Raw genomic sequence first — 21,268 nt, 5'->3', positions numbered from 1 at the left:
TATAACCTTTACTTGAAACAATTTGTCATGGACCGGCTAATAGCCAACTTCTATTTAATTCCTCCTGAAGTCATACCTAAAATAAATTGTTTACGAACAAGAAGCATAAAAATAATGGTTGGCAACACAAATATAATCCCTGCGGCTGCCATTTGGTTCCATATTACTCCTTTTTCTCCGATAAAATGTGATAATGCCACTGGTAAAGTAACCGCTTTTTGACTAGTTAATATTAATGCAAACATAAATTCATTCCATGTAATAACAAAACAAAACACGGTTGCTGTTATTATTCCCGGTCTAGCCAATGGCAACAAAATATGCCATATAACCTCTATTCGGTTGGCACCATCTATAGTAGCGGCTTCCTCCATATCAGGTGGTATCCTGTCGATAAATCCTTTAATAAGCCAAATAGCATAAGGAATGGTATGGCCCAAATTAACAATTATAAGGGCAATCGTAGTATCCAAAAGCCGCCAATTCCTAAACATAATAAAGAAAGGAATGACGTTGACTATTAAAGGAATGAATTGGGTAGCAAGAATAGCAAACATAAAAACCTGCTTTCCAGGTATACGAAAGCGTGAAAGACTGTATGAAGCTAATATACTTACCGGTATTGTGATTACTAATGTCACGAAGACTACAATTAAACTATTGGAATAATATTTACCTAAATTGAAGGAGGGACTAAAGATTGCTTTGAAATTATCTAAAGTTGCTTGAAAGAAGACACTTGTTGTGTAAACCTCATGAGCTGGCTTAAATGCAGTTATAACTATCCAAAGGATTGGAAGAAACAAAAAAAGTACAACAAGGATTACCGCTAAACTCTCAATAGTAGAAGATAACATACGTAAATTGAATCCCTTTTCCCTTTTATCTAAATCCACTACTTTATTCATTAGTTCCAATCATCTCCTTTAGCTAGTCTTCTCATGTATATAATTACAAATCCCACAGTTATCATGGCTAGAATGTAACCAAGTGCCGATGAATAGCCCATATCAAAGAATCGGAATCCCGTTTTATAAATAAAGAAGTTCAGGACTTCTGTTGAATCTCCCGGTCCTCCTTGAGTAAGCGTTACAATAGGGTCAAATGCCTTAAGTGTAAACATGACCATTAAAATAGATGCAATTAGAATAATTGGCCGAAGCATTGGAATTGTAATACGGAACAGGGTTTGGAAAGAAGAGGCGCCATCTACTTGAGCAGCTTCGAAAACTTCCCTCGGCACGCCCATTAAACCACTGATAAACATAAGGCTCATAAAAGGCAGCCAAATCCAAACAACTACTGATACAAGTGCTATCATTGCAGTCTGTGGAGTTCCCAACCAGACTATGTCTGCAAGAGGCGGAATGAAAAAACCAATGATTTTATCAAATAAGCCATAGTCAGGATTTAGCATAAAACGCCATGAATAACCGACCAGAGCTGGACTCATAGCAAAAGGAATGATCAAAACAGCTCGCAGAAATGATAGATGCCGTTTTTCTTTACTAAGCAGCAATGCAACAGCAATACTGAGTGCAAGCGTTATCAAAACTGTGCTGACAGTAAATATCAGTGTAACTAGAATACTATTCCAAAATTGAGAGTCACTAAATGCGCGTACATAATTATCAATACCCACAAATGGCCCTATAGTTAAAGACTCCTTTAAATCCCAGTCATGAAGACTAATCCAAAATGATCTCATAAGAGGATAAATAGTTGTTGATGCTATGAGAACAAGAGCAGGTATTAATAAAATATATTTAAAAAGCTTATTTTTCAAATCATGTCCCCCCTAAAACTTGCTCATTATCCCCACTGCCAGAGGAGTAGGTCGATCCACCTAAACCTCTGTTCAATAAAGGGATCATTCAATCAATAAAAATTAATCATAGTAACCGGACTTTTTCATAAGTTGTTCTACCTCTTTAGCAGCATCATCCAAGACGGGTTTAACGGGTTTACCTGTTGCCATTTTTGAGATTGCGGAACTTAGTATATCTGCAATTTTTGGCCACTCCTTTATTTTCGGTAAAGTTCTGGCATTTCCGAGACTATCAGCGGCTACGTTATAAAACCCATTCGAAAGTTCATTAAGCTGCTTATTACGTAGATTCCCCTTTTGAGTAATGACCGGTGAATGTTGGTCAGAAGGGCTTTTATCGGTTAAAGAATCTTTGACAATATTCAGCTCTAGATCGGGCTTAGAAAGCCATTTAAGAAATTCCCACGCTGCTTCTTTATGTTTTGAACCTTTCATTATTCCCAAGGGAAAAGTAGAAACATTTGTTCGGCTTTGTTTGCCCTTCCATCCTGGAACCGAGGTAAATGCCACATTTCCAACCACATCTTTTGCGGATGATTTACTATCATTAAATTCAGAGTAAACCCACCACCAACCTAACCACATTGCGGCCTTACCTTGTTTGAAGTAAGTCCTGGAATCTTGTTCACCAAAGGTTACCGATCCAGGCGGAGCAACCTTATCCTTTACTAGAAGATCAATGTATCGTTTTGTAGCCTCTATACCTTCATTATTATTAAAAATCGGTTTATAATTCTTATCGAAGATACCTCCGCCGTTACTCCATAAATAGGATGTCCACATGTAGAGATTTTGTCCATTTTTCCCTGCGCCGTAATATGGTACAATGCCATACAGATCTGTCTTTTCTGTAATCCTTTTACTGACCTTCTCAAGCTCACTCCAATTTTTAGGGGGGTTAAGACCTAACCGATCAAAAATATCTTTTCGATAAAATAACATTTGAACATGAGCTCTTACCGGAAGACTATAGACACTTCCATTAAAAGTAGACAAATCAAGATAAGCGTCTGGCCAACGGCTCAAATCAAAATCATCCCGTTTTATATAATTATCAAGTGGTTCTAAAAACTGTTTTATAGATGATCCCATTGTATCCGGGTGAGCTACAATATCATATGCCCCTCCCAAAGCAACACCATCTGCCGTAATATTTTCTAAAAGGTTTTCATACGGTGTTTCTATAAATTTAACTTTAATGCCAGTCTTCTTAGTAAACTCCTTGCTCCTTGCTTTCCAAGCATTAAATTGTCCGACATCACCCGCTGAAAGAAGCACCTTAACGGTCTGTCCTTTCAAAGATTTATCACTTTCGGAGGTATTTCCCGAGTCTGTTGAATTACTGCAGCCGGAAACCATGGTTGACATAACCAAAATTAAAATGGTTACTAAAACAGCGGCTTTTCCTTTCATCGTCACATTCCCCCTAGTCTTTTTTTATCAAAAGCGTCCAAGCCAAATCTATGTTACTAGCCTCTGAATGCATTTTCAGAGTAATTGATACATTATTATCCCAAGATTCTGAACTCGCTCGCTAATAGTTCCGTAACCGATCTCTTTTAATTTAATCTCCTCCTTCTTTTATTTCATTGGAAAATATCATATCTCGCTTAGAATAGAAATCCAATAATGCTGTTTGTTCATAAGTAAATGCTGCTCTTAATAAAAGATCTTCCCTGTGATGATTTGCAATAATTTGCAAACCCACTGGTATAGATTTGTCAGTCAATCCGCAGGGAATAGATAGTGTCGGATGCCCGGTTATATTAAACAAACAGGTAAATCGGATCATACAATCTTCAACGTCTTCTCTCTCTTCCGGAAACTGAACCTCATTCGCCCCGATTTCGGTAGGTATTGCTGGTAATGTAGGTGTCACTATAACATCTATATAATTGTAAAGTTCAGTTAACTGATGAGACATTTTCTCCCTTTTATTCATGGCCTCAATGTAAGAAAAGGATGAAATGGATTGACTAGTTTTAAAGACTTTTTTGGCCCCATCACTATAAAGATTTATCGACGATTTCATTCGGTCTTTATGCACATATCCAACTTCGGCGGTCGCCACTGTAGAAGCGACACCCAGGGCTTCTGCTGCAAATGGAAGATCAATTTCGACTAAAACAGCCCCAAGCCTTTCAAATTCCAAAACTGCTTTATGATATATTTGCCGAATTTCAACAGCGATTCGCTCATTGAAATGCTGTTTTGGTATCCCAACCCGCATCCCTTTGATATCAGGTATACACGATTTTCCAAAAGGTTTATTTGTAAGTGCCTCCATTACTAAAGCTAAATCAGTTACATTCCGGGCAATCGGACCGGCATGATCAAGTGACCATGACAATGGCGTAATTCCCTTCATATCAATCAGACCGTATGTGGGCTTTAATCCGACAACACCACAACATGAAGATGGAACCCTAATTGATCCAGCCGTATCCGTGCCGATTGACCCCATACAAAGATTAGCGGCGACGGCCGCAGCAGAACCGCCGCTTGATCCTCCTGCAGTTAATCTTGTATCCCATGGGTTTCTAACAGGTCCATAAAATGGATTGTCTGAGGTAATTCCAAACGCATATTCATACATATTGGTCTTTCCAAGATTGACAGCACCCACATCATTTAATATTTTTATTACCTTGGCATCTTTTGAAGGTATACGGTTTTTATCTACCAAGGAGCCGTTTGTTGTCCTTATTCCTTTCGTATCAATTGAATCTTTGTAAGAGAACGGAACACCTTGAAGGATATCTAAACCATCTCCTGCCATTACTTTTCTTTCAGCAATTTCGGCTTGATTTAAAGCAATTTCCTCAGTAACTGTAATAAATATATTGAATGTACGGTCAGCAGCCTTTATTTGTTTTAAATAATCTTTTGTTATCTCAACAGGCGAAAATCTTTTACTTCTGTAACCGTCAACCAATTCTTTAATGGCCATTTTAATCACGATACTATTCGCCCCTTTTTTAATCAAAAGTTCTATATGGACAAAACCCCATTAAAAGCATTCTTCATGACAGACGTTGCCACCACAGGAACAAATAATGCTCCCTTTTGAAAAGCTTTTTTAACCTCTTCTTTATTTGTTGCAATCGTCCCAACATACGCATTTAGTATTCTTGCCTTTTCATACACTAAATCAATTTTTTTCAGAACCTCCGGGTGATTATCTCCATCAGCCTTGTGGCCCATATTAACAGATAGATCAGTAGGTCCTATAAAAGCGATATCAATTCCAGGCACACTCATAATTTCCTCAAAGTTTTCAACAGCTTCACTGGTCTCAATGTGTACCGATATTAAAATGTTTTCGTCTGATGCATCCATGAACCTCTTTCCCCCATGGTAACCATACCCCGCAGCCCGCATTGAGAAAGCGGTCCCTCTTTTTCCTTTTGGAGGAAACGTTGCTCTATCAACCACCGTTTCCGCATCTCCCTTTGTATTTACCATTGGTACTTGTATGCCTAAAGCGCCCCGGTCTAATGCTTTTTGTATACTAGATGGGTCGTAGTTGGTTCTTACAATCGGAACAAGATCAACAAGTAGCGCTGTACGAATCATCTCCTCCAGTTCAGTCCAACTGAATGCACCATGCTCATCATCGATGACAATAAACTCATATCCTGCATGGCCAAACATTTCGACAAGTGCCGGTGAATAAAGACCCAAAATACAGCCTATTGATGGTTCACCTTTTTTTAGTTTTTCTTTTACCATATTTCTTAGCAAATTATTCACTCCTTTTACTATTTGAATACGTATTCCTAAATACGTATTCAAATAGTTTATATTGTTAGTCTTTTAGATATTGTATAAATATTTATCTGATAAACGAAGTTCCGCGGATAACCGGTGTCCTTCCAAACCTTCAATATTAGATTGTTCGGTAGCATGAGTAGCTAAAAAGTCTACACCTGACCCTGTAATTTCTTGGTGGGTTATAACCTTGACATAATTTCCAACCCAAAGTCCTCCAGTGTAGCGTGCAGCTTTTAGGGTCGGCAAAGTGTGATTTGTTCCCGATACCTTATCTGAGAATACTACCGAACTATCACTGTCGAGAAAGAGTGAACCATAGTTGTGAAGACGATCCATGAGCTTTCGACTGTCTTTTACATGAACATGGAGATGCTCTATAGCATAGTCGTTGCATATGTCTAGACCTTCTTCTAATGACCGGGCATAGATTACCTCACCCATCTGTGCCCATGATTCATGAGCAGGTGAATCAGAAGAAAAGTATTCCTTAAGAAATTGCTCAACTTCTTTAATAGTTTGTTCTGCGATGGTGCGTGAGGTGGATACCATAATTGGCCGAGCGTAAGGATCGTGTTCCGCCTGGGCTAGGAGATCAGCAGCACATTTCTTCGGATCAGCTGTATCGTCTGTAAATACGAGAACTTCACTTGGACCAGCGATGAGATCAATGCCTACCTTGCCAAACACTTGCTTCTTTGCCTCTGCAACAAAACGATTACCGGGTCCAGCGATAACATCTACTTCAGGCACTGATTCTGTCCCGTAAGCCATTGCGGCAATTGCTTGGGCACCGCCAATAGCATAAATATGAGTTGCTCCTGAACGAACCAGTCCATAAAGCACTGCCGGGTGTATTCCCCCTTCGTAGTTGGCAGGGCTGCAGGCGACGATTTCTTTGGCACCTGCGACTTTTGCCGGAGCAACTACCATTGGCCCAGATGAAAGAAGAGGGAAGCGCCCTCCAGGAATGTAAGCTCCAACCTTCTCAATCGGAACAATTCTGTGCCCCATATGAATGCCAGGCCCGAACTCCTTTTCCAAGGGAGAAATACACTCAAGCTGAGCTTTCGCAAATGAAGAAATACGTTCCACTACGCGATCAATCAAGGCTTTTTCATCATAAGAAAGTGACCTTACACTTTTTTCGATTTCTTCTTCACTTACACGAAGCGCTCGAACTGATTTGCTAAAACGTTCTTCATATTTTTTTACACCGGCATCCCTCTCTGTTTTTACAGTAGAAATAATCTCTTTTACAGTCTTCTCAACTTCATTTGATACTGTTTGCTCAAGGTGCTGCGCCTTTTTTAGATATTCCATACCATTGCCTCCTTAAGTTTAATTTGATGTGTTTTAACAACTAGAGGATAGGATAATATTTATATTTTTCTTATGATACACCTGTAAAATTCCCGTCATCTGCCTGTTGCGTCCCATCACTTAAGGTTTCTTCATCGTCCGTGCTCAGATGTATTTGTCGCAACACTTCTATTCCGTCAAATAATAGCCACTCTTCTTTAATTTTCCCGTTCTTAACCTTAAAGTGGTTAATACCGAAAATATCAATTGCTTTTCCGCTTGGCTGACCAAAATAACCTGTCCCTTCATGCATGCCTTGTATTCTCCAGCGGACAGCAACATCCCACTCTTGATCGGACTCTCCTTTGTTACACGTGATTCGCTCAATGACTACTTTTGCATTAGGGACTGAAGCAAATAGACTTATAAACATACCCTGAATTTCGCTGTGGCCCACTAAGTCCTTATTACAAACATAGTGTACAACAGCATTCTCTTCATAAAATTCTTTTACATAATTAAAAGAACGTCGTTCCCAGATTTTATTAAATGCTTCAAGAATAAAATCCCCTATTTCAAACTCTTCAGAAGTTGGAACGTACAGTTTTGGCGGAAGTCCTGTCTCTGCTGTTTCTGGATAACCAAACTTTAGAGAAGGGGCTAATTTCTTGGTACTTTTACCCACTTTCTTGGCTACTTCGATAGGGTCAAGTCCCAATTGTTGAACTAAATGAAACGTGTCCATCACAAGCCACTCTTCATAAATTTTGTTGGCATGGATGAGACAATCTGCTGTTGTTCTAAACATCACCTTTTTCCCAGTGGCCGGACCATATAGGCTATCTCCAGTATTAGTTGCAACTGATCTGCCACGGTGGGAAGTAAAGAACCCATCCTTATCATTACCAGACCAAATGACACTCCATCCTAGCCCTTTTCTATCGGGAAAAGCATGCAAAGTCTGTAACGTCCCAGAAATGACCTCATTTATTCCGTGACTATTAATTAGCCCCTTATGGACAGCTATACCTGTGCTATAAGTATCATAGATTAACCCGATATCTTTTTCCTTCCAGATTTGACGTGTTATTTTAACGATATAATCGACAATATTGTTGTATTCATCATTAAAACCGTCCATACTTTGTCGTTTTTTTTCATTCTCACTAATATTTACATAATCATAATCATCTTTGGAATCAATTCGATTCACTTCACTGCTATCAGCATAGAAGACAATATTATTAGGGTGCATAACTGGCTTTTTACTTTCCCTATTATCTGATTTCTTTGGTTTTATATTGTTCTCCGTACTCTTTTCCATTTTCGTTCACTTCCTTATAAATCATTTTGGTTATAATTCATTTTAATACGAACCATCCGCTTATTGATGGTTTCATTATTTACACTTATTCATTGTTGCAACCAAAACCGCAATAACGCAGTTACGGCCTGGGACTGTTCGAGCGTACTTAGGTGACCAGCTTCTTCCACTGCCACAAGGGCTGCGCTAGGAATGGCATCTGCCATTTCCTGATGTGCTTCAGCTGAACATATGGTATCTTCCCTGCCGTGCAAAACGAGTGTTGGGCAGTTAATTTTCGGCAAGATAGCCCTGCCATCCGGCTTCTTCATCAATGCCTTCATTTGCCGGACCATAGCTTCCTTGCCTGTCTCTTCCGCCATTTCTACGATTGTTGAAACAAGTGATTTGTCTTTCCGACTCTCAGACCTTATCAAACCAGGAAGCAGATAATTTGTGGTTACTTCAAGAAATTGTCCTGTATCCGCCATCTCAATGAACTTTTCCCAGGTATTAATCTGGTCTAATGTGGGTGGATAAGGACTTGTATCAAGCAATGCCAGATGTGACACTCGCTTCGGTGCCATGCGCATGATTTGCAAGGCGACGATTCCGCCCATCGACAATCCTGCTAATGCGAAAGAGGAGGGCGCCTGCTGTAAGACAGATTGCGCCATTTCCTCTATCGTATCGTTCTGACTTAAATCACCGACTGTGATATCGGCAATATCGGAAAGACAACGGGCTTGATGCGCCCATAACTTTTCATTGCAAAGCGTGCCCGGTAACAAAACAAGTGGTTGTTTCCCCATATTTATTGTCCTTTCGTTAAAATCACTTCTTACCCATCTGAAGCTTTTCCGCCATCTCTTTCTCGAGTTCTTTAAAGTTTTCTGGAGGGATCATTTTTCCTTTATCATCGACACGGAAATTATATTCTTCACCCTTTTTGACAACTTTAGGCGCCCAAATAGGATCCGGACGATCAAAGACCTCATGCTGTTCCAGGATCGAAAAGAGCCAAGCATCCTCTTCCGCTACATTTTCAAATCCTCTATAGAGGTATGGCGGCAAAGAAATCATGTCCCATGGTTTTAAAATAGTCTCTCCTTCGATTTCATCTTCACTGTTTCCCCAGTAGAAGCGCCATTCTCCTGTTAAGACAAAAAAGGTTTCGATATATTCATGGGTATGGTAGGCAGGTCCATTCCCTTTAGGGGCTTTAACCATGCCGATTTGAAAGTCATGTGGTTCCGTGATAACCGGGTTATAGTCCGGATTTTCACTCGCGGTATCGCCAATCAAAGCATAATTGAGACGCTGATGGCCGGGAACGATACTGTCGATGAACATTAACGGGATCGCCTTAGATTTAATATCATCGAAACGGACGATCCAATCTTTTTCTATTGTTTCATTTGTATAGGATGTTCTAGCTTTTTGCATCGTATTATTCCTCCTGGGTGTTAGATATTTTAGGAAATACGTTTTCAGAATACGTATTCATTTTCTATTAAAAAAATCTATATAAGACTATTAGTCATGTTATCTTTTTCGGTGGACCAGTCGTTTTGCGTATCATCAATTCAGGTTCTAACGTCATGTGAATCGAATCAGCAGACTCTCCTTTTTTTTCAACCATTGAAATTAAATGTTCTAAAGCAAGCAAGGCCATTTTCTCTTTGTGCTGTGATATGGTTGTTAGGCCAATATAGTGGTTTGAAGAAATCGTCATATCATCGAAACCGACGACTGATAGATCTTCAGGTATTTTCAATCCCTTGCCGGCAGCGGCATCCATCACAGCCAGAGCCATTTGATCTGAAGTTGCAAAAATGGCTGTCGGCCTTTCTTTTTCCTCCAACATTCTCTGCACAAACCAATAAACAGCATCATATGAAAATTCACCTTCGTATACAAATGTTTTCCGAAATGGAAGGCCGTGTTTTTCCAGGGCTTCTTGATATCCGGCATAGCGCTGATAAACGTTTAAATATTTGGAAGGCCCTGAAATAAAGGCTATTTTCTCATGCCCTAAATGCACCAGATGATCCATCGCCATAATGGCGCCTTTTTTGTTATCTAAAACAACATAATTAGATGAAGCATCTTCAACGCTGCTGTTATGCAAGATGACAGCGAAACCGGCATCATGCAATTCTTTAACTTTATTGCTGCCGCGGCTTGCAGAGGAAATGATAATCCCATCCACGCGTTTGCTCAGCAAGGTTTGTACGGCATGGTCCATATTGCTGTCAATATGATTCGTATTGCTTATAATCACGTCATAGCCCATTTCCTGCGCTCTCGAAATCATAATTTTCGCTGATTCGGCGAAAAATGGATTCGAAATATCCCCTACTATTAACCCTAGGGTATTCGTTTTGTTCGTTACCATGCTTCTGGCAACAAAATCAGGGGAAAATTTTAATTCTTCGATTGCCTCCAGCACCTTTTTTCTTGTCTCTTGTTTTACCTGAGGATAGTTATTTAATACTCTTGAGACTGTGCTTTGAGAAACTTTAGCCACTCTGGCAATGTCATTGACGGTTACCTTCATCATTATTCCCTCACAAAAATAGTCTAGGTACTCTGAAAATATAGTGAATACGTTTTCATTCTAAATGAGGGACGGTTAGTTGTCAATGAAAGAGGATTCTGATTTTTCCTATTATACCTTCTGCTTTTCATAGCGTTTAACCCGAAGTGTAGCTTGGGCTTTGTGTCCCTTAAAACCTTCAAGATCGCAAAGGCGTTCGGCATACTTTCCGATTGTAACGCTTGCCTCGGGGGTGCAGCGTTGGTACGTGCATGTTTTCAAGAACTTGCCAACCCATAGACCGCCGGTATATCTGGCTGCTTTTTTTGTCGGCAAGGTGTGGTTGGTACCGATGACTTTATCCCCATAAGCGACATTGGTTTCAGGGCCTAAAAAGAGCGCGCCGTAATTAGTCATATTTTCAAGAAAATAACTTGGATCTTCAGTTAAGATCTCCACATGCTCATAAGCTAATTTGTCAGCTTCCACTACAGCCTCTTCTTTATTTTCTACCAAAATAATTGAGCCGTTTTCTTCCCAAGCTACACGTGCAATATCGGCCGTTGGCAATGTTTCAAGTTGGTGGTCAATTTCTTTCAGTGTCTCTTGAGCAAGCTTTTCAGAGGTTGTAATGAGTACGCCAGGCGAAGTTGGACCGTGCTCAGATTGACCTAAAATATCACAGGCAACCATTTCTGCGTCAGATGATTCATCAGCGATGACAAGGATCTCAGTAGGTCCTGCCAAAAGGTCGATCCCGACTCTTCCAAAAAGCTGCCGTTTGGATTCAGCGACAAAAGCATTGCCCGGGCCTACAAGCATATCCGCCGGTGCAATGGACTCTGTACCCACACCCATTGCAGTCATAGCTTGGACGCCGCCTAAAATATATATTTCATCTGCACCTGCCAAATGCATCGCAGCAACAGTCGCTGCAGGAATCTCACCGTTAATTGGAGGCGTACAGGCTATAACGCTTTTCACCCCAGCTACTTTGGCGGTTAGAATACTCATGTGCGAGGATGCCACCATTGGGTACCTGCCTCCAGGAATGTAGCATCCCACGCGGTTAACCGGAACGTTTTTATGTCCTAGAAAAACACCGGGTATTGTTTCAACTTCAATATCATTCAAAGCAGCTTTTTGCTGTTCAGCGAAATAGCGAATTTGTTGTTGGGCAAATTTAATATCATCCAAAGTTTGTTCCGGCACTGAATCTACAATACTTTGAATCTCTTCATCTGACAGCCGAAAACTTTCCGGGGACCATTTATCAAATTTCTCCGAGAGTTCACGAACCGCTTGATCTCCTCTTTCTTCGATACCAGCAATAATTTGTTTTACAGCTTCCTGCACCTTTGTATCTGCTTCTTTAAGTTCAGCTTCACTTTTTCCCTTTTTCAAAAAAGTTGCCACAGTCGTTCCTCCTTTTATTAAAATTTCATGAATACGTATTCATAAATAATTAAACATAAATAATTAAATAGCTGTCCAGCCGCCATCCACCTTAATGGTCTCGCCTGTTACAAAATCTGCCCAAGGTGAGGCAAGATAGAGGACCGCCCCTGTCACATCCTTAGGCTGAGCTAGTTTGCCAAGGGGTATGCGGCTCATAATATCTTTCGAAAATGCTTCATCATCAAACATTTTCTTTGTTAACTCGGTTTCAATAAATGTTGGGGCGACGGCGTTAACGTTAATATTCATCGGTGCCCATTCAATTGCCAACGCCTTCGTTTGCTGAACAACACCACCCTTGCTGGAACAATAGGCAGCACGGTCATAAAAGCCAACAAAGGCCATCTGCGAAGCAATATTAATAATTTTTCCAAGCCCCTGATCCGCCATGTATGAAGCCGCTCTTTGACTTGTAAAAAAAGTCCCCTTTAAATTTGTATCCAGCACTTGATCCCAGTCTTCTTCTGTCACTTCCAACGCCGGTTTAGTAATATTTATTCCTGCGTTGTTCACTAAAATATCCAAGTTTCCCATACGCTTAACCGCATTGTCAACCATGCCATAGATTTCTTGAACTTGGGTAACATCCGCTTGAAGGTAGGAGCAAACATTATGAATATCTTTTATCTCCTTGACTGTTTCGGCGAGCACTTCTTCCTTCCTGCCGGTAATAATGACTTCGGCGCCGTACTCTGCAAAAGTCTTCGCAATGTCCTTCCCGATTCCTTTGCTTCCTCCGGTTACCAGAACCTTCTGGCCCGCAAAACAACGATCATCTGCCATTGTTAACCTCCTTCTTGCATATTCGCTAAAAAGGCGTATTAAGGTAAAAGCTATGGCGCAGAATACGTATTCATAACTTTTATGTTTTTTATACTACTACATTTCATAATCGATGTAAACGATTTTTGTCAGAAATTTAGAAAGTTACTGGATACTTATTTGAATGAACTACCTTTTTAGGGTAAAGAAAAGAAGAATGAAAATGCCAAAGACGTCACCTTCGCCTGTCCCTATTTGGGATAGAGACTAAGAAGGTAACGCCTGTGGAAAATATCTATTCTATTCTTCTTTCCCAGCTATATAATTCATAACCACATGCGCAGCCACGCGGCTCGTCATGTTGCGGAAATCGATGGTTGGATCAATCTCGACAATATCCATGCCTTTTACGATCGGCTGGGCTCCAAGATAACGGATGCCTTCAAGCAGTGTCGCGCTGTCCATGCCCCCGGGGCCAATGGCCGGGCAGCCCGGCGCAAAGGCTTGATCCATGACGTCCATATCAACGGATATATACAGGCAATCGACTTTGTCTTTCAATGCAGCAATGCTCTCTTGTAAAATATCTGTGATCTTTCTTTCACGGACATCTTTCATCGTATATATCGTTACACCTTTTTCCTTCCCGTATTGACGGTATTCGTCGCTATTGGAAAAGCTGCGGATGCCGATTTGCACAAGGTGTTCGCCCTTTATTGCACCGGATTCAAGCAAACCGCGAAATGGTGTCCCGTTGGACGGGCCGCCGTCTTCAAGATTTCTCAAATCATGATGAGCGTCAAATTGGATCACACCGACGGATCCCTTAGCCTTGGCGAAGGCTTTAATGCTTGGGCAGCTGATCGAATGGTCACCGCCCAAAATGATCGGCAGCATATCTGGGTTCCTTTTATAGACCTCATAAAAGGTTTCTTCAATTCTATCATGTGATAAAGCAAGATCTGTGACATGCATCGCCACATCACCGAAATCATGAATGGCAATGTCTTTTAAATCCAAACCGCTTTCAATCGCATAAGTCGTGTAGGATGTGAACGCCTGGCGAATCGCAGCCGGTGCTTGTGCCGCACCGGAATGGCTGATCGACGGCTTAGAAAGCGGCGCCCCGAGAATCCCGTAGCCTCGTGCGGCTTCACCGTTCCACTCTTTGATGCACTCATGGAACTTGGTCACTTCGCTGTCTTTAAAACCGGCTTTCCCAGCTGGATATAAATGCTCGAGATTAGCCACGGATCCCGCTCCTCTCATACAACTTTTCACCTGCTTTATACACGGTATTGACGTGGTTTACGCCGTAATGATAAGGAATATATAAATAGTTTGGCGCATCCCAAATGACGAGATCTGCCTTTCTTCCCGGCGCAATCTTTCCAGCCGTCTCCCCGCGGCCGATGGCATGGGCGCTATTTACCGTGACAGCGTGCCAAATTTCTTCCGGCGTCATTTTCAGGTTCAATGCAGCAAGACTCATGATCATTTGCAAGTTTTCCGTGACTGAACTTCCTGGGTTGAAGTCAGTTGACAGGGCAACAGCACCGCCCGCCTTAATCATGTCCCTGGCACGAGCATGGCTTTTCTTGCCAAGATAGAAGGACGTTCCCGGCAAGAGATCGGCAATAACACCCTCTTCTGCCATACGGCGGATTCCTTCGTCGGATGCACCAACGAGATGATCGCCTGAAATAGCTCCAAGGTCAGCCGCGAGCTCCGCGCCGCCAAGCGGATCAATTTCATCAGCATGGATTTTCACCCTGAAGCCTGCCTCTTTCGCCTTTTTCAAAAAGTCACGAGACTGTTCAACGGAAAACACACCGGTTTCACAAAAAATATCAACAAATTCGGCTAGACCTTTTTCCTTGATTTCAGGGAACATCGCAGCCATTTCGTCTAAGAACTTCTCTGGCTCACCTTTCCGCTCTTCAGGGATAGCATGAGCACCGAGGAAGGTCGAAACGATATCCATCTTAGATTCCTTTTGCAATTGCTGAACAACCTTCAGCTGCTTCATTTCGGTATCGACATCAAGCCCGTAGCCGCTTTTCGCTTCCATCGTCGTCACACCGTACGACATCATCCGTTCAAGATGGAATTTCGCCTTTTCGACCAAATCTTCATAAGAGGTTTCACGGGTCGCTCTTACTGTCGACAAAATCCCGCCGCCTTGTTCCAAAATTTCCAGGTAGGATGCCCCCTGCTGCTTCAAAGCCATCTCATGTTCACGCGATCCGCCGAACACCAAATGGGTATGCGGCTCAACTAGACCAGGTGTCACCAGCTTGCCCTCACAGTCGATTTTTTCAACTGCCTCGATATCCTTTAGCTCTTCTTCTTTGCCGGCAGCGATGACCTTGCCGTCTTTAACAGCGACCGCCCCATTTTCAATTACAGTGAGCTTTTGCATGTCCTTGCCTTTAACCGGGCCGTCCACGTCGCTGTCCATCGTTAATAACTGACCAATATTGTAAAATAATAGATCTGCCTGTTTCAAAATAGTCCCCTCCTCCAATGATATAACCCAAGCTTATTGACATAGTGATTCGGCGCATCACCCGAGCAGTGCGCCGAACCTATTTATCACTTATTTTAATCCTGGGATGTTGACGCCTTTTTCTTTGGCTGTTTGAATCGCTAAATCGTAGCCTGCATCAACATGACGGACAACACCCATACCTGGGTCAGAAGTCAATACTCTCTCTAGACGTTCGCCAGCTTCTTTTGTACCGTCTGCAACGATGACCATGCCTGCATGCATTGAGTAACCCATACCAACGCCGCCGCCGTGATGAAGGGATACCCAACTTGCACCGTTCACAGAGTTAATCATCGCATTGAGAAGCGGCCAGTCAGCAATGGCATCACTGCCGTCTTTCATTGCTTCTGTTTCACGGTTTGGTGAAGCAACGGATCCGCAATCGAGATGGTCCCGTCCGATGACAATCGGTGCGGAAATTTCCCCTGAAGCGACCATTTCGTTGATAATTCGGCCGAATTTTGCCCGCTCGCCATAGCCAAGCCAGCAAATTCTTGAAGGCAGCCCTTGGAAATCTACCTTTTCCTGTGCCATTTTGATCCATTTGCAGAGGTGTTCGTTATCAGCGAATTCTCTTAAAATCACTTCATCCGTTTTATGGATATCTTTAGGATCACCTGAAAGTGCTACCCAACGGAACGGTCCTTTTCCTTCGCAGAATTGCGGGCGGATAAAGGCAGGGACAAAACCAGGGAAAGCAAAGGCGTCTTTTACCCCTTCATTAAAGGCTTCTTGACGAATGTTATTCCCATAATCAAATGTCACAGCACCAGCCTTTTGCAAATCAACCATTGCCTGCACGTGCTTCACGATGCTCGCTCTCGATTGTTTTAGATATTCTTCCGGGTTAGATTCCCGTAATTTTTCGCCTTCCTCAACACTTAGACCAACAGGGAGATAGCCTGTTAATGGATCATGAGCTGACGTTTGATCGGTGACAAGATCCGGAATCTCACCGCGGCGAAGAAGTTCAGGCAGAATCTCCGCAGCATTGCCAAGTAATCCAATCGATAATGGCTCACCTTTTTCCATTGCGAGTTTGGCCATGCTAAGGGCTTCATCTAATGATTCAGCCAGCTTGTCACAATATCTCGTTTCGATCCTGCGTTCGATTCTTTTGCGGTCACACTCGATCGCAATGACAACACCATCATTCATTGTTACGGCAAGTGGCTGAGCACCGCCCATTCCGCCGAGACCTGCAGTCACGGTCAGTGTTCCTTTCAAGCTGCCGTTAAAATGCTGTCTTGCAGCTTCTGCAAATGTTTCGTAGGTTCCTTGAAGGATGCCTTGGCTGCCAATGTAAATCCAGCTGCCGGCAGTCATTTGGCCGTACATGATCAAGCCTTTTTTCTCAAGCTCGCGGAACGTTTCCCAGTTTGCCCATGCCGGGACAAGGTTTGAATTTGCAATGAGAACACGCGGCGCATTGGCATGTGACTTGAATACTGCCACAGGTTTCCCAGATTGCACTAACATCGTTTCGTCGTTTTCCAATTCTTTTAATGTAGCAATGATATTGTTATAGGCTTCCCAGTTTCTTGCTGCTCTGCCGATGCCGCCATAAACGACAAGATCTTCAGGGCGCTCAGCCACTTCAGGATCCAAATTGTTCATCAGCATCCGCATAACCGCTTCTTGAATCCAACCCTTTGTATGAAGTTCTGTACCTCTTGGTGCACGAATCGTTTCTTTTGTATTTGTCATGTTATAACCTCCAATGTAATCGCTTTATATATATCTTAATTCGAAAAACTCCTAATAAATAGATGCCTTATATTTGAATATAGCGAAAAAGGTTAGCATTAAAATGCAAAAATAAAAAAAGCAAGGCCAAAACCTTACTTTTTCCTCGATTCTTTACTTTTCTCACGTTGGCGATACACTCTCGGCGTTTGTCCTGTCTCTTTTTTAAAAACGCGGCTAAAATAGTTTGGGTCGGCGAACCCGATCCGCTCTGTAATTTCTTGGACTGTCATTGTTGTCTCTGCTAACAAGCGCCGGGCTTTATTCACACGTATGGCGGTAAGGATTTCTCTGAACGTTTCGCCTTTTGTTTGCGTCATGAGATGGCTGTAATAGCTTGGACTCATCCCGACGTGATCCGCAACCTCTTGTAAACCAAAACCCTGGATATGATAATTCTGTTCCATAAAACGGAGGCCCCGTTCAATCACATCTGTCGCAGAGTTTTCTTTTTGTTTTGCGGCCCCATCCATCAAATCAAAAATAAATAAAATCACTTCTTGAACGATGCTGAACAACACCGGTGCAGATAAAACCGTTTGAAAAATGCCATGGTACCGCTTTTCTATTTCACTAATTTGATCTAAGTGATACGTCTTCATAAAACGGCGCAGCTGGGCAAGGATACTTGTAAAACGGACACGCAATAGCTCAGGCTCAGGGTACGGCGGCTGGAAATCAGTAAAATGCTGATACAGCCAGTTCTTAACACCTTGCTTATCCCCTTCCTCTAAAGCCCTCATCCACACCCTTTGCTCCTCCGGGGTCAGGAAGGGATCAATCGTATGAAACGCGCCATCTTCCTTAACCCGAAATACCTGCTGCAAGCCCTTGAAAAAACTTAATTTGAATAGGTCCTTGGTTATCATATACATATCATGCAAGCTCTCCGCGGGTATCGATGCCGGGTGGATCGCTAAGCTTAAACGCCGGTTAGAATACTCACTGGTCCAGCGCTGCAGGATCCGCTGGCCTTCTTGCTGCAAGACCGCTTCCTCATTTTGCTTTGGCACTTGAAGGACACAAACGATATCTTTGCTTAAGGCAAAATATTGTACAGGATATGGGAGCGGGTATTGCTCCAGCCAATGATATAGGGCTGGGATGCTATCCTTTTCCTCAGGACGCAATAAGATTAAGCTGTATTCAATTTGTTCTAACGGCTGGGTCATGAATAAGGCTGCATAAGAGATGCCGGAAGCCGGCGCCAGCGCCTTATCGCTATTTGGCGCCGCAAGCGACTGCTGCGTGGCCTGTAGCAAACTTCGCTTCAGCTGCTCTTGTGACAAGGGCTTTATCAATAGAGCCATGCTTTGAAATTCAATGGCTTGCAGTGCCCGTTCAAAGACACCCTCTGCTGTTAAACAAATGACTTTCTTGACATGCCGGCGAAAAAGCAAACTTATCTCCGTCATTTGATTCGCTGGAATCATCTCTAGTTCAATAACGACAACTTCTGGCCTTTGATTTTCAATAAACCGCGCCATTTCCTCAACGTCTGCTACCTCGGCCATATGATCGAATTGGATGCGGTTCGATTGGATGAACCACTGGATCCCCGTCCGTTCGGTCTGATCCCTGTCCGCTATTAAGATACTTGCCACCTGTTTTCACTTCCTTAAACCATACACAATTAACCTTGTATTTTGGATATTACTTTATTATATATTCCCTTCATGTGAGGCTCGTCCGAATATGCATCTATTTCCTCAAACGGAACCCATTGAACACTGCTGTTCTCATCAGGCTTAACAAAAAGCGGTTCATCTTCATCACCTTCTAGTAAATAAGCGACAGATAGATGTAAGTGCGGGGCTATGTAATTTCCTCTTTTTTTATGTCCTAACACAGGCAATATATCTAAAGATATCATATCCTCAATAACAGGACGGATATTCTGGATGCCTGTTTCTTCCTTAACCTCCTTTATTGCGACATACAATAAATCGTCATCACCGTCGGCATGCCCTCCTGTCCAAGACCATGAATTATATATATTATGATGTACCATTAAAGCTTTATCTCTATTTTTATTAACGACAAATGCAGAACTTGTTATATGTACGATGTCGTTATCTCTTGTCAGTATGTCATCAAACATGTCTATACATTTAAGTATTATTGCTTTATCTTTTTCTTCTTGTTCATTCCAAGCTAGATAATTTTTTATGGATTGAACCCAATTCATGGTTTGCCATCCTTTCTCTATTAACGTTTCTGAATTCGAGAAGCATACCATAGAATCCTTAGAAAGATCAAGAAGGCTTTAGAATCGTAAAAAAAAACCAAGCCACAGCTGCTTCTGAACTGTGGCTTCAAAACTTATCTTTTATTTAACTGAATGATAATATCCTTGTCTATATAATTGTTTAAACCCGTTAAATGGTATACAGTCTTTGCAGCCCCGCAAGGCACTTTTTTATTAAACTTTGCTGTCATGGTTTTCTTTGGCAAGAGCTTCTTTTGATAATGCCCTAGCTTTATCGGAATATTGATGTCCGATTTATTTGTTACAGCAATCTGAAGTTTGACTCTGCAGTTTTTATCATAAGAGATGACCTTAGGGGTAATCGTCAGTAAATCCTTTGTTGTCGCGTTCACCACAGATCCCTTTGCCTCTGTCTCGCTTGTAAACCAAGAATAGGTCCTGCTCCCGCCTATAGTAAAAGCTGATAGATAAAGGATCGCAAGTAAACCTACAAAAATATATCTCTTTTTCATTTGGCTCCCTGTCCCCTTTATACAAAAGCCTTACCTTTATCCACCGTATGTTGATCCATCTTCGGTTTGTTTGGCTTTAACCTTTAGCGTTGCATTGTACTTTGCACCTTGATACTCATTACCGGCTTTTGCATCAAGCTTGATGCCGAACATAATATCCATATATTGATTCTCTTTTAGTTCCCAGAAAGCTCCTTCATTATTGCCTTGGCCGATCTTAATGGTTTCTGAATCAGCAGCTGCCTTCACTTGATCATCTGTCAGGATACCGCTTACAGCTTCAACACCTTTTGGCAGCCCTTGAACAGCAACAGACCTTTCATTTGTTGGACCTTTAAACAATTTTTCAAGGTTAATTTTGGATGCCTCAAAGACATCTTCATCTGGCTTTGTTGTATACTTCATAGCAATAAAGCCAATTTTGTACCCGTCTAATGATGCTTTATCAACAGATTGGGAAAGTGTTGCTTTAAGATATGTGTCCAGATCCCCGCTATTCTTTAGAGTGAGCCATTCCCCGTATTGCAACTGAGATGGCGCGAACTTTTCACCTGAGAAAATAGGTGTTGTGATATCTTTTCCATCATTAATTTGCAATGTGCCATTTTCCATGGCCCCTTTGGCTTGTGTTTCCGATGTGAACCATGAATAGGTGCCAAATCCTGCCGATGCGATCAGTGCACCCGCCAAGGTTGTCCCTAACAAAAACCTTTTCGTCTTCTTCAAGTCAATTCCTCCCTTTTCATTTTGAACCGTTCATACAGCTCCAGTAATACGTAACCCGCCAATGGCAGAAAAATAAGCAGAATCACGCCAATAGGGCGGCGGGCAAAATTCACAACATAGCCTGCATTAGGAATCTGAAAAGTCTGCTTTCCTACTAAATGCTCGCCAGGTACACTCTTTTGGTCTTTAACATTATTGTTGTCACCTTTAGTTACAAAAGAAATGGCGCCCTGTTCATGGTTGATTTTAATCACCCTGTGGGTAATTAACCTTTCATGATCTCCTTTGAAAGTGATCACGTCGCCTTTCTTAATATCTGCAGGATTCACCTGTTTGGAAATCACCAAATCTCCAGTTTCAAAAGTGGGATTCATACTATTGGATAAAACAGTCAATGGCATATAGCCGAGAAATGAGACAGGCCAGCCCGGATGCTTGATAGACTGATAGGCCGTGATCACCAACAGCAAAATAATGACACAAAAAATAAGCTGCATAGTCAGTCTGAATCCTCTATTGATGATATTTTTCATTTCGGCATCCCACTCTCTGTCTAAGGTG

At 42.0% G+C, this 21,268-nt stretch carries 20 protein-coding genes; all 20 read right to left on the bottom strand.

Annotated features, from left to right (window positions below; all coding sequences use genetic code 11):
• Positions 1 to 50: 50 nt before the first annotated feature.
• Positions 51 to 908, bottom strand: coding sequence for a carbohydrate ABC transporter permease (locus EV207_RS04960; RefSeq protein WP_132744260.1), 858 nt, complete (start codon positions 906 to 908; stop codon positions 51 to 53).
• Positions 908 to 1,786, bottom strand: coding sequence for a carbohydrate ABC transporter permease (locus tag EV207_RS04955; protein ID WP_132744258.1), 879 nt, complete (start codon positions 1,784 to 1,786; stop codon positions 908 to 910). Before EV207_RS04955 ends, EV207_RS04960 begins: the two co-directional genes overlap by 1 nt.
• Before the next feature lie 102 nt (positions 1,787 to 1,888).
• The gene (locus EV207_RS04950) at positions 1,889 to 3,241 is read right to left on the bottom strand and encodes an ABC transporter substrate-binding protein (RefSeq protein ID WP_132744256.1); all 1,353 of its coding nucleotides are present in this window, start codon (positions 3,239 to 3,241) and stop codon (positions 1,889 to 1,891) included.
• Between the two features lie 151 nt (positions 3,242 to 3,392).
• On the bottom strand, positions 3,393 to 4,778 hold the full coding sequence (locus EV207_RS04945; RefSeq protein ID WP_243646953.1) for an amidase: 1,386 nt from the start codon (positions 4,776 to 4,778) through the stop codon (positions 3,393 to 3,395).
• Between the two features lie 41 nt (positions 4,779 to 4,819).
• Positions 4,820 to 5,572 (bottom strand): HpcH/HpaI aldolase family protein, encoded by a 753-nt coding sequence (locus tag EV207_RS04940; protein ID WP_132744252.1) that lies wholly within the window; start codon positions 5,570 to 5,572, stop codon positions 4,820 to 4,822.
• A 72-nt stretch (positions 5,573 to 5,644) separates the two neighbouring features.
• Complete coding sequence (gene hisD / locus EV207_RS04935; RefSeq protein ID WP_132744250.1) at positions 5,645 to 6,922, bottom strand: histidinol dehydrogenase; 1,278 nt, start codon at positions 6,920 to 6,922, stop codon at positions 5,645 to 5,647.
• Positions 6,923 to 6,992: 70 nt separating this feature from the next.
• A complete protein-coding gene (locus EV207_RS04930; RefSeq protein ID WP_132744248.1) occupies positions 6,993 to 8,225 on the bottom strand; it encodes an ester cyclase in 1,233 nt (410 codons plus the stop codon).
• Between the two features lie 89 nt (positions 8,226 to 8,314).
• Complete coding sequence (locus EV207_RS04925; protein ID WP_132744246.1) at positions 8,315 to 9,016, bottom strand: alpha/beta fold hydrolase; 702 nt, start codon at positions 9,014 to 9,016, stop codon at positions 8,315 to 8,317.
• 22 nt (positions 9,017 to 9,038) lie between these two features.
• A complete protein-coding gene (locus tag EV207_RS04920) occupies positions 9,039 to 9,650 on the bottom strand; it encodes a cupin domain-containing protein (protein WP_132744244.1) in 612 nt (203 codons plus the stop codon).
• Between the two features lie 94 nt (positions 9,651 to 9,744).
• Positions 9,745 to 10,767, bottom strand: a complete 1,023-nt coding sequence (locus EV207_RS04915) for a LacI family DNA-binding transcriptional regulator (RefSeq protein ID WP_243646947.1) — start codon at positions 10,765 to 10,767, stop codon at positions 9,745 to 9,747.
• A gap of 108 nt (positions 10,768 to 10,875) precedes the next feature.
• Positions 10,876 to 12,159 carry a histidinol dehydrogenase gene (gene hisD / locus EV207_RS04910; RefSeq protein ID WP_132744240.1) on the bottom strand — a complete coding sequence of 428 codons (1,284 nt, stop codon included), beginning with the start codon at positions 12,157 to 12,159 and terminating at the stop codon, positions 10,876 to 10,878.
• A 63-nt stretch (positions 12,160 to 12,222) separates the two neighbouring features.
• Positions 12,223 to 12,984 (bottom strand): SDR family NAD(P)-dependent oxidoreductase, encoded by a 762-nt coding sequence (locus tag EV207_RS04905; RefSeq protein WP_132744239.1) that lies wholly within the window; start codon positions 12,982 to 12,984, stop codon positions 12,223 to 12,225.
• Between the two features lie 279 nt (positions 12,985 to 13,263).
• Positions 13,264 to 14,214, bottom strand: a complete 951-nt coding sequence (gene hutG / locus EV207_RS04900) for a formimidoylglutamase (RefSeq protein WP_279389167.1) — start codon at positions 14,212 to 14,214, stop codon at positions 13,264 to 13,266.
• A complete protein-coding gene (gene hutI / locus EV207_RS04895) occupies positions 14,207 to 15,424 on the bottom strand; it encodes an imidazolonepropionase (RefSeq protein WP_243646951.1) in 1,218 nt (405 codons plus the stop codon). The genes hutG and hutI overlap by 8 nt, the downstream gene beginning before the upstream one ends.
• A 138-nt stretch (positions 15,425 to 15,562) precedes the next feature.
• A complete protein-coding gene (gene hutU / locus EV207_RS04890) occupies positions 15,563 to 17,221 on the bottom strand; it encodes a urocanate hydratase (protein ID WP_132744235.1) in 1,659 nt (552 codons plus the stop codon).
• A 134-nt stretch (positions 17,222 to 17,355) separates the two neighbouring features.
• Positions 17,356 to 18,864, bottom strand: coding sequence for a helix-turn-helix domain-containing protein (locus EV207_RS04885; RefSeq protein WP_132744233.1), 1,509 nt, complete (start codon positions 18,862 to 18,864; stop codon positions 17,356 to 17,358).
• Positions 18,865 to 18,893: 29 nt separating this feature from the next.
• Positions 18,894 to 19,448 carry an NUDIX hydrolase gene (locus tag EV207_RS04880; protein WP_132744231.1) on the bottom strand — a complete coding sequence of 185 codons (555 nt, stop codon included), beginning with the start codon at positions 19,446 to 19,448 and terminating at the stop codon, positions 18,894 to 18,896.
• Between the two features lie 134 nt (positions 19,449 to 19,582).
• Positions 19,583 to 19,981, bottom strand: a complete 399-nt coding sequence (locus EV207_RS04875; RefSeq protein ID WP_132744229.1) for a hypothetical protein — start codon at positions 19,979 to 19,981, stop codon at positions 19,583 to 19,585.
• A gap of 36 nt (positions 19,982 to 20,017) precedes the next feature.
• Complete coding sequence (locus tag EV207_RS04870; RefSeq protein WP_132744227.1) at positions 20,018 to 20,707, bottom strand: hypothetical protein; 690 nt, start codon at positions 20,705 to 20,707, stop codon at positions 20,018 to 20,020.
• Positions 20,704 to 21,240: a signal peptidase I gene (locus EV207_RS04865; protein ID WP_132744226.1), complete on the bottom strand. Its 537-nt coding sequence runs from the start codon at positions 21,238 to 21,240 to the stop codon at positions 20,704 to 20,706. The genes EV207_RS04870 and EV207_RS04865 overlap by 4 nt, the downstream gene beginning before the upstream one ends.
• Between the last annotated feature and the right edge of the window lie 28 nt (positions 21,241 to 21,268).

The sequence above is a fragment of the Scopulibacillus darangshiensis genome (assembly GCF_004341035.1).
Taxonomy (GTDB): Bacteria; Bacillota; Bacilli; order Bacillales; family Sporolactobacillaceae; genus Scopulibacillus; species Scopulibacillus darangshiensis.
Note: the sequence above shows the minus strand (reverse complement) of the source record. Positions and strands in the feature narration are given on the sequence as shown.